The following is a 13,431-nucleotide window of genomic DNA, read 5'->3' as shown; positions in this document are numbered from 1 at the left end:
CCTGTACAGTGAAGGCGCACCCTGATCGAACCAACTCTGTCTGAAGCAGAGCTGGCGCGACCGTATGGCGGCCGGGACATCCTCGTACAGGGGCGTCGGCATCTACCGCAGTCCGCGCAAGAGGACAGCTCTCGGCGCCGCCCGCCTTGAAAAGAGGGGCCGCGCCACCAGGCGGCAGAAAGGCATGGGCCGTGGCATCCACGGTCACCTACGGACAGCTGCTCCGCACCCCCGGCGCCTGGACGTTCCTGCTCCCCGGTTTCGCCGCGCGACAGCCGTTCGCGATGCTCACCATCTCCATCGTCCTGCTCGTCCAGCACACCACCGGCTCGTACGGCACCGCCGGCGCCGTGGCCGCCGTCACCGGCGTCTCCATGGCCCTGTGCGCGCCCTACGGAGGCCGCCTGGCCGACCGCCACGGCCAGCGCACGGTCCTCGTCCCCGGCGTCGTCCTGCACACCCTGTCCGGCCTCACCCTGACGGCGCTGGCGCTGACCGGCGCCCCCCTGTGGACACTGTTCACCGCCGCCGCCCTGACCGGCGCCACCACGCCCCAGATCGGCCCCATGGTCCGTGCCCGCTGGGCGGCGAAGCTCCAGGACTCGCCCCTCATGCCGACGGCGGCGGCCTTCGAGTCCGTCACCGACGAGTTGACCTTCGTCTTCGGCCCGCTGCTCGCCACCGCCCTGTGCACCGCCTTCGACCCGGCCACCGGCCTGGTCACCGAGGCCGCGCTGACCCTCCTCGGCGGCCTCCTGTTCGCGGCGCAGAAGAGCACCCAGCCGCCGGTGGCCGCCGGCAGCGCGCTCGGCGGGACGCACGCGCGCGGGGAACGTGTTTCGGCTCTGGGCATCCCCGGGGTACGCGTCCTGATCGTCGCGTTCCTGGGCATCGGGGCCGTCTTCGGCGGGATGCAGGTCTCGCTCGCCGCGTTCAGCGAGTCCACCGGCAACCCCGGCCTGAACGGCGTCCTGTACGGGGTCTTCGCCGCCGGCAACATGCTTTCCGGCCTCGTCTGCGGAGCCGTCGCCTGGCGCATGGCCCCGCAGCGGCGCCTGGTCGCCGGTTACGCGGCCCTCGCGGTCACCGCCTCCGGCCTGTGGACGGCGGAGTCCGCGCTGACGCTGGCCGGGCTGGGCCTGCTGGTCGGCATGTGCATCGCGCCCGCGCTGATCACCGGCTACACCCTGGTCGACGGTCTGGTCCCGGCGGGCGCCCGTACCGAGGCGTTCACCTGGCTGACCGGTGCGGTCGCCCTCGGCCAGGCGGCGGCCGTCACCGTCGCCGGGCAGCTGGAGGACCACCTCTGGGACGGCGCCGGGTTCCTGGTCCCCATGGGCGGCACCCTGCTGGCCCTCGCGACCCTCGTGACCCTGCGTTCACGGCTCACGCCGGAGTCGGCGAACCGCCCGGCGAGCCGGACTCTCGCACGTGGCGTCGGTCACCGCGTACCGGTGACAGTGGACTGATCCCCGGGAATACGTCACACTGGACCGTCGTTAGCACTCATCGAGTGAGAGTGCCAGGAGGAAGACAAAGTGCCGACCTACCAGTACCAGTGCACCGCGTGCGGCGAGGGCCTCGAAGCGGTGCAGAAGTTCACCGACGACGCCCTGACCGAGTGCCCCGCCTGCAATGGCCGCCTGAAGAAGGTGTTCTCCGCGGTCGGCATCGTCTTCAAGGGCTCCGGCTTCTACCGCAACGACAGCCGCGGCTCGTCGTCGAGCAGCGCGCCCGCGTCGAAGCCGTCGACGTCCTCTTCTTCGACGTCGTCCTCCTCGGACTCGTCGTCGAGTTCGTCGAGCTCCTCGTCGTCGGGTTCGTCCTCGTCGTCCAGCTCCTCGTCGGGCTCCAGCAGCTCGTCGAGCACCAGCTCGGCCGCGTAGCACCGCCTCTTTGCCTTCGGGACCCTGTCGTCGTACGACGACAGGGTCTTCGGCGTTCCCGCGTGCTGACGGGGTGGTTCCCGTGCCGGGCTAGGGTGCGGGCATGGTGAATCAGGTGAGTCCCGCGGGTGCCGAGATCGGCGTGATCGGTGGCTCCGGCTTCTACTCCTTCCTCGACGACGTGACCGAGATACAGGTCGACACGCCGTACGGCTCCCCCAGTGACTCCCTGTTCTTCGGCGAGCTCGCCGGCCGCCGGGTCGCCTTCCTGCCCCGGCACGGACGCGGTCACCATCTGCCGCCGCACCGCATCAACTACCGAGCCAACCTCTGGGCGTTGCGTTCGGTCGGCGTACGCCAGGTGCTCGCCCCGTGCGCGGTGGGCGGGCTGCGGCCCGAGTACGGCCCGGGCACGCTGCTCGTGCCGGACCAGCTGGTCGACCGTACGAAGTCCCGGGTGGGGACGTTCTTCGACGGACTGCCGCTGCCCGGCGGCGCTGTCCCGAACGTGGTGCACGTGTCCCTCGCCGACCCCTACTGCCCGGTCGGCCGCAAGGTCGCCCTGGAGGCGGCGCGCGGGCGGGACTGGGAGCCGGTGGACGGCGGCACACTGACCGTGGTCGAGGGACCGCGCTTCTCCACCCGCGCAGAATCGCTCTGGCACCGGGCACAAGGCTGGTCGGTGGTGGGCATGACGGGCCATCCCGAGGCGGCGCTGGCCCGTGAACTGGAGCTCTGCTACACGACGTTGGCCCTCGTCACCGATCTCGACGCGGGCGCGGAGACCGGCGAGGGCGTCTCGCACGAGGAGGTGCTCCAGGTGTTCGCGCAGAACGTGGACCGGATGCGGGGCGTGCTGTCCGACGCGGTGGCCGCGCTGCCGGCGGGCGAGACGCGGGACTGCCTGTGCACAAAGGCACTCGGCGGGATGGATCCGGGGTTCGAACTGCCCTGACAGCGGGGCGGAACACGAGGTCGGCGGGGCCAAACCTCCCGTTCGGGTGAGCGAGTTGTCCACAACCGGCGAGTAACACACAGGCCTCGGCACGATTCGCCGAAAAGCCTCATCGTGGGAGCGCAAGCAGCTCCCTCGTCACAGGTGGTGGTCCCCGTGTCCTCCGTACGCTCCGCGTCCTCCGTGCATTTCGCGCCCTCCGCGTCCTCCGCTCTCTCTGCTCCTCTCTCTGCTCCCTCCGCGCATCCGGTACGTCCCGTGCGTTCCGTCCCCCTCGTCCCCGCGCCCTGCGAGGTGCCGCACTTCGCTCCCGTGCGGGTGCGCGGCGGGCGGTATCAACTGCGGCGCCTGGTACGGCACCGGAGGCGGGCGCTCGCCCTCGGCCTCGCCGTGACGGCCGCGGCCATCGTCGCGGCGGGCCCACGCGAGGCGACGGGTCCACCGCCCGACGTCGGCCGGGTCCGGGGGCACCCCGTGGCGGATCCCGTACGGGCCCGCCCGGCGCTGGAGATGGTGACGGCGCCGGTACGGATCGCCGACGCGGCCACGGTCCGGTTGCTGCGGCCCGGCGACCGGGTCGACGTCATCGCGGCAGAGGAGTCTCCGACGGGCACCGCCGCCAGGGTGGTCGCGCGCCGGGCACGGGTGACACAGGTGCCCGAGGCCCCGACGTCGCCGGACAGTGTTGCCGAAGGCGGGGCGCTGGTCGTGCTCTCGGTGCCGCACACGACGGCGTCCCAGCTGGCCGGCGCGGGTGCGACAGCGCGGTTGGCGGTGACCCTGTGGTGAACCGACGCGTGATCACCTCGAACCGTCCACCGTCAAGTCCCTCGTTGGAGTCACCCAATTGGACAGGCCTGCCGGGCGTTGACGTAAGTTGCGGAGCTGTTTGTTCCACCATTCGCGTGTACGACGCGTACGAGGAGAGGCCCCGCGGTGAGCGAGAAGAAGCAACCGAGCATCTGGGAGGGCTTCAAAGCCTTCCTGACGCGCGGCAACGTCGTCGATCTGGCGGTCGCGGTGGTCATCGGTACCGCGTTCACCAACATCGTCAACTCGGTGGTCAAGGGCGTCATCAACCCCATGGTGGGGGCGTTCGGGACCAAGAACCTGGACAACTACAGTTCCTGCATCAAGGACCCCTGCACCGGCACCGGCGACACCGCGACCGGCATCCGGATCATGTGGGGCTCGGTCCTGGGCTCCACACTCACCTTCCTGATCACCGCGGCCGTCGTCTACTTCCTGATGGTCCTGCCGATGGCGAAGTACCTGGCCAGGGTGAGCGCACGCCAGAAGGCGAAGGAGGGCGCGCAGGAGGTCATCGAGGTGAGCGAGCTGGAGGTCCTCAAGGAGATCCGCGACGCCCTGGTGGCCCAGCGGGGCACCGGGCACAACGAGCGGTAGAGGACGGCCCGGTCCGACGGGGTCAGAGGTGGTGGGGCGGCTTCTCGTCGAGGAAGCGCCTCAGGTCGGCCGCACTGTCGCCGCCGTCGCCCGGGCGCTCGCCCCACCCCCGGTCCGTGTCGTCCGACGACTGCTGGTCCAGTGGGTCATCGAAGATCAACGCGGGCTTCGGCTCGCACGGTCCGGGGGCGGCAGGGCTGCTCATGACTCCAGGGTACGTCCCGCCTGCCGGGGCCTGTCCGGGCCGTGCGGCACCCGCCGGATCACGATCACGCTCCGGCGCCGCACTTCGGCCTGCGCCCTGTGTGTCCGTCTGCTGTGCTGGGGCGTATGACGTCCAGTTCCTCACCCGCGTCCGACCTACCCGACACGCACGACGCTCACGACGCCTCGGCCGGTGGCAGCCTCGACGCGCCCCTGCGCAGGCTGACGGCGCGCGAACGCGACGAGTCGCATCGGGTCGCCTCGCCGCTGGAACTCTTCTTCGACCTCTGCTTCGTGGTGGCCGTCGCCCAGGCGGGCGTCCAGTTGGTGCACGCCGTCGCGGAGGGGCACGCGGGCGAGGGCATCCTCAGCTACACGATGGTCTTCTTCGCCATCTGGTGGGCCTGGATGAACTTTTCCTGGTTCGCCTCGGCCTACGACAACGACGACGTGCTCTACCGGGTCGTGACCCTCGTCCAGATCGCCGGCGTCCTGGTGCTGGCGGCCGGGGTCTCGCGGGCCTTCGAGGACCACGACTTCGTGATCGTCTGGCTCGGCTATCTGATCATGCGGCTGGCGATGGCCGCCCAGTGGCTGCGGGCCGCCCGCGCGGCCGACGGCGCCGAGCGGACGACGGCACTGCGGTACGCCGGTGGCGTGCTCCTGTGCATGGTCGGCTGGCTGGGGCTGGTGGTCCTGCCGGAGTCGGGGCGCCCCTGGGTGTTCCTGGTGATGGCGCTCATCGAACTGGCGGTCCCCCTCTACGCGGAGAGCGGCTTCACGACGCCCTGGCACCCGCACCACATCTCCGAGCGGTACGGGCTGTTCACCATCATCGTGCTGGGCGAGGCGATCGCGGCGGCGACGGTGGCCGTGAAGTCGGGTGTGGAGGAGAACGACGCGCTGGCCGAGCTGCTGCCGATCGCTGCCGGCGGGCTGCTCATCGTCTTCTCCGCTTGGTGGATCTACTTCGCCGTCCCCATCCACGGGCGACTGCGTACCAGCGGCCAGGCGTTCCTGTGGGGGTACGGCCACTACCTGATCTTCGCGTCGGCCGCCGCGATCGGCGCGGGCCTGGAGGTGGCGGTCGAGCAGACGGTCGGCAAGGCGCACCTCTCCACGACGGCCGCGTCCGCTGCCGTGACCCTGCCGACGGCGCTCTACCTCGTCACGGTCTGGGCTCTGCACTCGCGCTATTTCAAGGTGGGCATCGCCGAGCAACTGGTCCTGCCGTGCGCGGCGTTGCTGGTGATCGTGTGCACGTTCCTGGGCGACTGGGCGGTGCTCGCGGCGGGACTCGTGTCGGCGCTCGCGGTGGCGACCGGGGTGACCTTGACCGCTCGGACGGTGGCCGGGGCGCGCCATGCCCAAGACGCGGAAGCGGCGCTGGAAGGCTGAGCAAGAAGGAAAGCCGAGCAAGAAGGAAGGCTGAGGAAGCGGGAGAAGGGGGCGCTGCACAACACTGGGTGTCATGACAGTTGACGCTCTGACAGATGTCGCCGGCCTGCGGGTGGGCCACGCGACCCGTATCGGCGACGGGTGGCTCACCGGGACGACGGTCGTGCTCGCACCGGAGGGTGGAGCCGTGGCGGCCGTGGACGTACGGGGCGGCGGACCCGGCACCAAGGAGACCGACGCCCTGGATCCGCGCAACGTGGTGCGAACCGTCGAGGCGGTGGTGCTGACCGGCGGCAGCGCGTACGGGCTGGACTCGGCATCGGGGGTGATGGCGTGGCTGGAGGAGCGGGGTCGCGGGGTGCGGGTCGGCCCCGGTCCCGGGCACGTTGTGCCGGTGGTGCCCGCCGCCTGCGTCTTCGACCTGGGCCGGGGTGGTGACTTCCGGGCCCGGCCGGACGCGGCCACCGGTCGGGCAGCCGTCGAGGCGGCCGCCGCGAGCAAACCCGGCGCGCCCGTCCCGGAGGGGTGCGTGGGCGCCGGTACGGGGGCCGTGGTCGGGCACCTCAAGGGCGGGGTCGGCACCGCGAGCGCCGTCCTCCCGTCGGGGATCACTGTGGCGGCGCTGGTGGTGGCCAACGCGGCGGGGTTCTCGGTGGATCCGGAAACGGGGGTGCTGTACGGGGAGTTGTTCGAAGGACGGCGGGTCCGGTATCCGGCGGCCGGTGTGCACGAGGCGGCGCGGCGGCGGCTGGCCGAGGTCGCCGCGCAGGCTCCCCTGCCGCCGCTGAACACCACGCTGGCGGTGGTGGCGACCGACGCGGCGCTGTCGAAGGCTCAGGCGCAGAAGGTGGCCGGCACGGCGCACGACGGCATCGCACGGGCCGTACGGCCGGTGCATCTGCTCACCGACGGGGACACGGTGTTCACGTTGGCTACGGGGGCGCGTCCGTTGGCCGAGGACAACCCGCTCGCGCTGAACGAGATCCTGGAGGCGGGTGCGGACCTGGTGACGCGGGCGATCGTCCGGGCGGTGCGGGCAGCAGAGTCGGTGGCGGGACCCGGCGGGGCGTGGCCGTCGTACGGGGAGTTGTACGGGGAGCCGGCTGGGGAGCTGTCCGGGGACGCCGGGGGCCGGTAACTCCGGCTGTCTTCTTCTTGGTTGAGGTGTGATTGTCGCGGTTCTGTCACGTGATGGGCGTGGGCATGATCGGCGGGAACCCGGGCCGGGGGTGATCCCCTCTTTCCTCACGCAGCGGAACGGATCACCCACATCACACAAAACTGGAGCAGCCCGTGACAACGCCGAACACAACAGCTCGGCGCGCACTGGGGGCATGTGCCGTCCTGATGGTCGGCGCCCTGAGCCTCACCGCGTGCGGTGGCAACAACAGCGGAGACGACGACAGCAAGGGGGGCAAGGGAGGTAGTGGCAGCGGCAAGGGCGGCAGCGGCTCCGTGGCGACGTCGGACGTGCGGATCGCCATCTCCGCGAAGGACGGTTCGGCGGGCGCGTCGGTCAACACGACCGGCGTGAAGGTCAGCGGCGGCACGCTGACCGACGTGCGGATGACCGTCGCGGAGACGGGGACGGCCGTGGCGGGGGCGGTCTCCGCGGACGGGCACAGCTGGCGGCCGGCGCAGCAGTTGGAGCGTGGGACGCGGTACCGAATAGCGGCGACCGCGAAGGACGCCGACGGGCAGACCCGGGCCGCCGGCTCGACCTTCACGACGATCACCAAGGCGAACAGCTTCATCGGGACGTACACGCCGGACAACGGGACGACGGTCGGGGTGGGGATGCCGGTCTCGTTCACCTTCGACAAGGCCATCAGCGACCAGGCGGCGGTGCGGTCGCACATCACGGTCACGTCGAGCAGCGGGCAGGAGGTGGTGGGGCACTGGTTCGGGGCGCAGCGGCTCGACTTCCGGCCCGAGGAGTACTGGAAGGCCGGTTCCAAGGTCACGATGAAGATCGACCTGGACGGGGTGAAGGGTGCCAACGGCGCGGTCGGGGTGCAGAAGAAGACCGTGAGCTTCACGATCGGGCGCTCGCAGGTGTCCACGGTCGACGTCAACACGCAGACCATGACGGTCGTACGGGACGGACAGCCCCGCAAGGACATCCCGATCTCGGCCGGCGCCCCGGAGTTCACCACGTACAACGGGCAGATGGTGATCTCCGAGAAGCTGCGGGAGACGCGGATGGACAGCCGTACTGTCGATCTGGCCAACGCGTACGACATCAAGGACGTACCGAACGCGATGCGGTTGACCACCTCCGGGACCTTCATCCACGGCAACTACTGGTACAAGCAGGGCAACCCGCCCTTCGGGCGTACGGGCACCAGTCACGGCTGTGTGGGGCTGCGGGATGTGCAGGGGGCTCAGGGGGACACGCCCGCCAGGTGGTTCTTCGACAACTCGATGATCGGGGACGTCGTCATCGTGAAGAACTCCGCGGACAAGCAAGTCGCGCCGGACAACGGTCTCAACGGCTGGAACATGCCGTGGAGCGAGTGGACGGCCGGGAGCGCTGCCTGAGGAGACGGCTGAGCACCAGTAGCATGTGAAGTGCCGTCGGAGCAGGGCGTGTTGGGCGGATCATTTGACGGTTTTCGGGGCCGCGCGGGAACTTTTCGTGCGGCCCGGGCGTCTTCCGGGCATACGTTTTCTCGGTTCCCGGACATGATGTCCGACCGAGGGGCTACGGTATGCACCCACAAGGTGACATGCAGCAACGCCGGGAGAAGCCTTGAGCGTTCCGTACGAGACGGCAGCGTACGAACCACCCGAGTCGCCCGAGTCTCCGGAGGAGCATCTCGAGCGGCTCCTGGGTCGTGCGCTGAACTCCTTCGAACTGCCCGACGACGCGATACGGCGGCTCGACTGCGCGCTGGCGCACGACAGTTCGCTGCACTCCGCGCACCACAGCGCGGGCCTGCACCGCGAGACGTACCGCCACACCTGGCTGCTCGCCGACGGTTCGGCGCTCACCCTGTGGGAGCTGGTGCACAACACGGCGCCCGGGGCGGGTCCACAGGCCGAGGTGTACGTCGACGAGGAGGAGCTGCGCGCCGCCACGGCCCGGCTCCCGCTGCCCGCGGACACACCTGACTTCGAGCTGCCGGTGACGGTCCAGCTCGCCGCGGTCGTCCAGCCGCGGCACATGTACGTGCCGGACGACTCGGCGGACCACGCGCGCAGGTTACTGAGGCGCGCGGAGAACGCGGACCGGCCGGGGGCGGAGACCGCCGAGCTGCTGCGTGAGGCGTTCGCACACCAGATCACGCAGGCGTTCGGGCGCCCGTGCCGCGCGGGCCGGGCCGGTATCGGCTTCTCGCTCTACGAGCACGCCTTCCTGCTGCCCGGCGGTGAGGAGGTCTCCCTCTGGGAGATCGAGCACACGGCCACCCCCGACGGCCGGCACATGTGCGAGGTGTATCCGACGGAGGACCGAGCGCGCGACGCGATGGAGCGCCGGGCGGCGCGGACGTCGTAGCCCGGACCGAAGTAGTCGAACGCGCGGGTGGGCCGGTCGTCTCTACGACCGGCCCACCCGCGCGTTGACGTGCTCGTCACTCCCCTTACGACTTCCCCTACGCCGCCACCGGCTCCTTCTTCGCCGGCGCCGCAGCCGTCGCGCCGTCCGGCGTCTCGGCGGTGGTGGTGCCGAGGGCGGGCTTGCGCATGCTCTTGAGGAGGATCACCAGGGCCGACGTGACGCACGTGCCGGCCGCGACGGCGACCAGGTAGAGGAACGGGCTGCCGATCAGCGGGACCACGAAGATGCCGCCGTGCGGGGCGCGGAGCGTGGCACCGAAGGCCATCGACAGGGCACCCGTGACAGCGCCGCCCGCCATCGAGGCCGGGATGACGCGCAGCGGGTCCGCCGCCGCGAACGGGATCGCGCCCTCGGAGATGAAGGAGGCGCCCAGTACCCAGGCGGCCTTGCCGTTCTCGCGCTCGGCCGGGGTGAAGAGCTTCCGGCGGACGACGGTGGCCAGCGCCATACCCAGCGGCGGGACCATGCCGGCGGCCATCACGGCGGCCATCACCTTCATCGCGGCGTCGCTCGGGTCCTGGACGGCGATTCCGGCGGTGGCGAAGGCGTACGCGACCTTGTTGACGGGCCCGCCGAGGTCGAAGCACATCATCAGGCCGAGCAGGATGCCGAGCAGGACGGCGTTGCTGCCGGAGAGGCCCGAGAGCCAGTCCGTCATGCCCTTCTGGGCCTCGGCGATCGGCTTGCCGACCACGACGAACATCAGGAAGCCGACGATCAGCGAGGAGATCAGCGGGATCACCACGACCGGCATGATGCCGCGCAGCACCGGCGGGATCTTGATGCGCTGGATGGACAGGACGATTCCGCCCGCCAGCAGACCCGCGACCAGACCGCCGAGAAAGCCGGCCGCGATGTTCGAGGCGATCATGCCGCCGACGAAGCCGGGGACGAGACCGGGCCGGTCGGCCATGCCGTAGGCGATGTAGCCGGCGAGGACCGGGATGAGGAAGCCGAAGGCGACGCCGCCGATCTGGAACAGCAGTGCGCCCCAGCTGTCGACCTGGGTCCAGGAGAAGTGCTCCATGACCGAGGGCGCCTTGTTGATCTCCCAGCCGCCGATCGCGAAGCCGAGGGCGAGCAGCAGACCGCCCGCTGCGACGAACGGGACCATGTAACTCACGCCGGTCATCAGCCACTTGCGCAGCTTGGTGCCGTAGCTGTCGCCGGAGTCGCCGGCCCGCTCGACGGGCGTGCTGCCGCCCGTGGCGCTCGCGGTGACCTCACCGCGCTCGGCCTTGCCGCGTACGTCGGCGATGAGCTGGGCGGGCTTGTTGATGCCGGCCTTGACGCCCACGTCGACGGTCGGCTTCCCGGCGAAGCGTTCCTTCTCCCGTACGGGCACGTCGTGGGCGAAGATCACGCCGTCGGCGTCGGCGATGAGCGTCGGGTCGAGGCGGGTGAACCCGGCCGAGCCCTGCGTCTCGACGACGAGTTCGACGCCCGCCTCACGGCCGGCGTTCTCCAGCGACTCGGCCGCCATGTACGTGTGCGCGATACCGGTGGGGCAGGAGGTGACGGCGACGATACGGAACGGCCGCCCCGCCCCCTCCTCCTCGGCGGTACCCGCGGCGGCTTCGGCGGAGGCCGCCGCCGAAACCGCCGCGGAGTCTGTGGACGCGGTCGCCGGAGCCGGAGCCTCGTCGCCGCGGATCAGCGCGGCGGCGCTCGCCGCGTCGCCCACCGAGCGCAGCGCGGCCGTGAACTCGTCGTTCATCAGCTGCCGGGCCAGCGACGAGAGGATCGTCAGATGGGCGTCGTCGGCGCCGGCAGGGGCCGCGATCAGGAAGATCAGGTCGGCGGGTCCGTCGGCCGCGCCGAAGTCGATCCCTGCGGCGCTGCGCCCGAAGGCGAGCGTCGGCTCGGTCACGTGTGCGCTTCGGCAGTGCGGGATGCCGATGCCGCCGTCGAGCCCGGTCGGCATCTGCGCCTCACGGGCGGCCACGTCGGCGAGGAAACCGTCGAGGTCGGTCACCCGGCCCTTCGCCACCATGCGCTCGGCGAGGGCACGGGCCGCCGCGTCCTTGGTCTGGGCGGACAGGTCGAGGTCGACCAGGTCCGCGGTGATCATCTCGCTCATCGCGGGCTCCTTCGCACGCGTATTGCCCGGGGAGTGGGGTGGGCGGGGCTGGGGACTGGGGTGGTGCGGGTGATGCGGTGGGGGCTCATGAGGGGGGTGGCTGCGGCGGGGCCGGGGGAACCCCGCCGCGTCAGGGCCTGTTCAGGGGGACAGCCGTACCGAGGAGTGCGGGTCGTCATGACACCGGCTCCCTCAGTACGCGGTCCACGGGTACCTCGCTCGTCACCGTCACGGCGGACGGGTCGAGATCGGCGGGGGTCGGCATCACGCTGCCGGGCAGCTGGACGGCGGCGGCACCGTGTGCGACAGCGGAGGCGAGTGCCTCGGGTCCGCTGCCGCCGGCGATCAGGAAACCGGCGAGGGAGGAGTCACCGGCGCCCACGTTGCTGCGTACGGTGTCGACGCGTGCGCTGCCGAACCAGGTGCCGGTGCCGTTGACGAGCAGCTGGCCGTCGGCGCCGAGGCTGGCGAGGACCGCGCCCGCGCCGAGTTCGCGCAGTTCCTCGGCGGCTTTCAGGGCGTCGCCGATCGTGGCGAGGGGGCGGCCGACAGCTTCGGCGAGCTCCTCGGCGTTCGGCTTGACGACGTCGGGCCGCTCGCGCAGGGCGGCGAGGAGGGCCGGGCCGGAGGTGTCGAGGGCGATCCGGGCACCCGCGGCATGCGTACGGGCGACGAGGTCGGCGTACCAGGACGGGCCGAGCCCCCTGGGGAGGCTGCCGCAGCAGGCGATCCAGTCGGCGTCGGCCGACTGCCGGCGTACGGTCTCCAGGAGCAACTCCTGCTCGGCGGCGGAGAGTTCGGGCCCGGGTGCGTTGATCTTCGTCAGGACGCCGTCGGCTTCGGCGAGGGCGATGTTGGACCGGGTCGCGCCCGCGACCGGTACCGGCGCGACCTCGATGCCCTGGGCGTGGAGCAGGTCGGCGACGAGCGCCCCGGGCGCGCCGCCCAGCGGCAGCACGGCCACGGTGCGCTGCCCGGCGGCGGCGACGGCCCGCGAGACGTTGACGCCCTTGCCGCCCGGGTCCATCCGCTCGCCGGTGGCCCGGATGACCTCGCCGCGGTCGAGGGACGGGACCTCGTACGTACGGTCGAGGGACGGGTTGGGAGTGACGGTGAGGATCATGCGCACTCGTTTCTAGACATACAGCACTTCCGTGCCGCCGAGCTCGATGTCGTGGGCGTCCTCGGGGCTCAGACCGCCGTCGGTGATCAGCAGGTCCACATCTCCCAGGGCTCCGAAGCGGGCGAAGTGCTCCTGTCCGTGCTTCGTGGAGTCGGCGAGGAGCACCACGCGTCGGGCGGCGTCCACGGCGGCCCGCTTCACGGCGGCCTCGGCGAGGTCGGGCGTGGTCAGCCCGTGCTCGACGGAGAACCCGTTGGCGGCCACGAACAGGACGTCGGCGCGGATCTCGCCGTACGCCCGCAGCGCCCAGGCGTCCACGGCGGCGCGCGTACGGTGCCGGACGCGCCCTCCGACGAGGTGCAGCTGGATGCCGGGGTGGTCGGCGAGCCGGGCCGCGATCGGAAGGCTGTGCGTGACGACGGTGAGCGTCGCCTCCAGCGGGATGGCGGCGGCGAGGCGTGCGACCGTCGACCCTGCGTCGAGGATCAGGGTGCCCTCGGTGGGCAGCTCGGCGAGGGCGGCCTTGGCGATCCGGTCCTTCTCGTCGGCGTAGGTCGACTCGCGCTCGGTGAGGTCCGGCTCGAAGTCGAGGCGACCGGCCGGTATGGCCCCGCCGTGCACACGCCGCAGCAGGCCCGCGCGGTCCAGAGCCTTCAGGTCCCGCCGGATGGTCTCCGCGGTGACCTGGAACTGCTCGGCGAGAGACAGCACGTCCACCCGCCCGCCCTCACGGGCGAGCCGCAGGATCTCCTGCTGCCGCTCCGGTGCGTACATGCCCGTTTACCTCCGCCCGATGCCCGAGTCTGTGGATTCATC

13 protein-coding genes are annotated in these 13,431 nt (G+C 71.2%); 9 read left to right on the top strand and 4 right to left on the bottom strand.

What is annotated here, in order from left to right; all coding sequences use genetic code 11:
* Positions 1–191 precede the first annotated feature (191 nt).
* From OG241_RS33455 to mscL, 5 genes are all read left to right on the top strand, one after another.
* Positions 192–1,469, top strand: coding sequence for an MFS transporter (locus OG241_RS33455; RefSeq protein ID WP_405820639.1), 1,278 nt, complete (start codon positions 192–194; stop codon positions 1,467–1,469).
* A gap of 69 nt (positions 1,470–1,538) precedes the next feature.
* On the top strand, positions 1,539–1,886 hold the full coding sequence (locus OG241_RS33450; RefSeq protein ID WP_405820637.1) for an FmdB family zinc ribbon protein: 348 nt from the start codon (positions 1,539–1,541) through the stop codon (positions 1,884–1,886).
* Positions 1,887–1,989: 103 nt separating this feature from the next.
* Positions 1,990–2,841 carry an S-methyl-5'-thioadenosine phosphorylase gene (locus OG241_RS33445; protein WP_405820635.1) on the top strand — a complete coding sequence of 284 codons (852 nt, stop codon included), beginning with the start codon at positions 1,990–1,992 and terminating at the stop codon, positions 2,839–2,841.
* A 183-nt stretch (positions 2,842–3,024) separates the two neighbouring features.
* Positions 3,025–3,630, top strand: a complete 606-nt coding sequence (locus OG241_RS33440) for an RcpC/CpaB family pilus assembly protein (RefSeq protein ID WP_405826543.1) — start codon at positions 3,025–3,027, stop codon at positions 3,628–3,630.
* 147 nt (positions 3,631–3,777) lie between these two features.
* Entirely contained in the window at positions 3,778–4,248 is a 471-nt protein-coding gene (gene mscL, locus OG241_RS33435) for a large conductance mechanosensitive channel protein MscL (protein ID WP_405820633.1), read from the top strand.
* Positions 4,249–4,270: 22 nt separating this feature from the next.
* Here mscL and OG241_RS33430 read toward each other — a convergent pair whose 3' ends face one another.
* Positions 4,271–4,453 carry a hypothetical protein gene (locus OG241_RS33430; protein ID WP_405820631.1) on the bottom strand — a complete coding sequence of 61 codons (183 nt, stop codon included), beginning with the start codon at positions 4,451–4,453 and terminating at the stop codon, positions 4,271–4,273.
* Positions 4,454–4,578: 125 nt separating this feature from the next.
* Between OG241_RS33430 and OG241_RS33425 the strand changes: the two genes are divergently transcribed.
* From OG241_RS33425 to OG241_RS33410, 4 genes are all read left to right on the top strand, one after another.
* Complete coding sequence (locus OG241_RS33425) at positions 4,579–5,850, top strand: low temperature requirement protein A (protein ID WP_405820629.1); 1,272 nt, start codon at positions 4,579–4,581, stop codon at positions 5,848–5,850.
* A 73-nt stretch (positions 5,851–5,923) separates the two neighbouring features.
* Positions 5,924–6,988 (top strand): P1 family peptidase, encoded by a 1,065-nt coding sequence (locus tag OG241_RS33420; RefSeq protein ID WP_405820627.1) that lies wholly within the window; start codon positions 5,924–5,926, stop codon positions 6,986–6,988.
* Positions 6,989–7,197: 209 nt separating this feature from the next.
* Positions 7,198–8,391 carry an Ig-like domain-containing protein gene (locus OG241_RS33415; protein ID WP_405826542.1) on the top strand — a complete coding sequence of 398 codons (1,194 nt, stop codon included), beginning with the start codon at positions 7,198–7,200 and terminating at the stop codon, positions 8,389–8,391.
* A gap of 211 nt (positions 8,392–8,602) precedes the next feature.
* The gene (locus OG241_RS33410; protein ID WP_405820625.1) at positions 8,603–9,349 is read left to right on the top strand and encodes a DUF6227 family protein; all 747 of its coding nucleotides are present in this window, start codon (positions 8,603–8,605) and stop codon (positions 9,347–9,349) included.
* A 97-nt stretch (positions 9,350–9,446) separates the two neighbouring features.
* Here the strand turns inward: OG241_RS33410 and OG241_RS33405 are convergent, their stop codons facing one another.
* The 3 genes from OG241_RS33405 to OG241_RS33395 form a co-directional block, all read right to left on the bottom strand.
* On the bottom strand, positions 9,447–11,492 hold the full coding sequence (locus OG241_RS33405) for a fructose-specific PTS transporter subunit EIIC (RefSeq protein ID WP_405820623.1): 2,046 nt from the start codon (positions 11,490–11,492) through the stop codon (positions 9,447–9,449).
* Positions 11,493–11,667: 175 nt separating this feature from the next.
* On the bottom strand, positions 11,668–12,615 hold the full coding sequence (gene pfkB, locus OG241_RS33400) for a 1-phosphofructokinase (RefSeq protein ID WP_405820621.1): 948 nt from the start codon (positions 12,613–12,615) through the stop codon (positions 11,668–11,670).
* Between the two features lie 12 nt (positions 12,616–12,627).
* Positions 12,628–13,389, bottom strand: a complete 762-nt coding sequence (locus tag OG241_RS33395) for a DeoR/GlpR family DNA-binding transcription regulator (protein ID WP_405820620.1) — start codon at positions 13,387–13,389, stop codon at positions 12,628–12,630.
* Positions 13,390–13,431: the final 42 nt, after the last annotated feature.

The sequence above is a fragment of the Streptomyces sp. NBC_01390 genome, from assembly GCF_045040105.1.
Taxonomy (GTDB): Bacteria; Actinomycetota; Actinomycetes; order Streptomycetales; family Streptomycetaceae; genus Streptomyces.
Note: the sequence above shows the minus strand (reverse complement) of the source record. Positions and strands in the feature narration are given on the sequence as shown.

Coding starts and splice junctions, on each gene's coding strand:
- OG241_RS33405 (WP_405820623.1), bottom strand. CDS start 11,492: ATGAGCGAGATGATCACCGCGGACCTGGTCGACCTCGACCTGTCCGCC.
- pfkB (WP_405820621.1), bottom strand. CDS start 12,615: ATGATCCTCACCGTCACTCCCAACCCGTCCCTCGACCGTACGTACGAG.
- OG241_RS33395 (WP_405820620.1), bottom strand. CDS start 13,389: ATGTACGCACCGGAGCGGCAGCAGGAGATCCTGCGGCTCGCCCGTGAG.
- OG241_RS33445 (WP_405820635.1), top strand. CDS start 1,990: ATGGTGAATCAGGTGAGTCCCGCGGGTGCCGAGATCGGCGTGATCGGT.
- OG241_RS33420 (WP_405820627.1), top strand. CDS start 5,924: ATGACAGTTGACGCTCTGACAGATGTCGCCGGCCTGCGGGTGGGCCAC.
- OG241_RS33430 (WP_405820631.1), bottom strand. CDS start 4,453: ATGAGCAGCCCTGCCGCCCCCGGACCGTGCGAGCCGAAGCCCGCGTTG.
- OG241_RS33415 (WP_405826542.1), top strand. CDS start 7,198: ATGGTCGGCGCCCTGAGCCTCACCGCGTGCGGTGGCAACAACAGCGGA.
- OG241_RS33425 (WP_405820629.1), top strand. CDS start 4,579: ATGACGTCCAGTTCCTCACCCGCGTCCGACCTACCCGACACGCACGAC.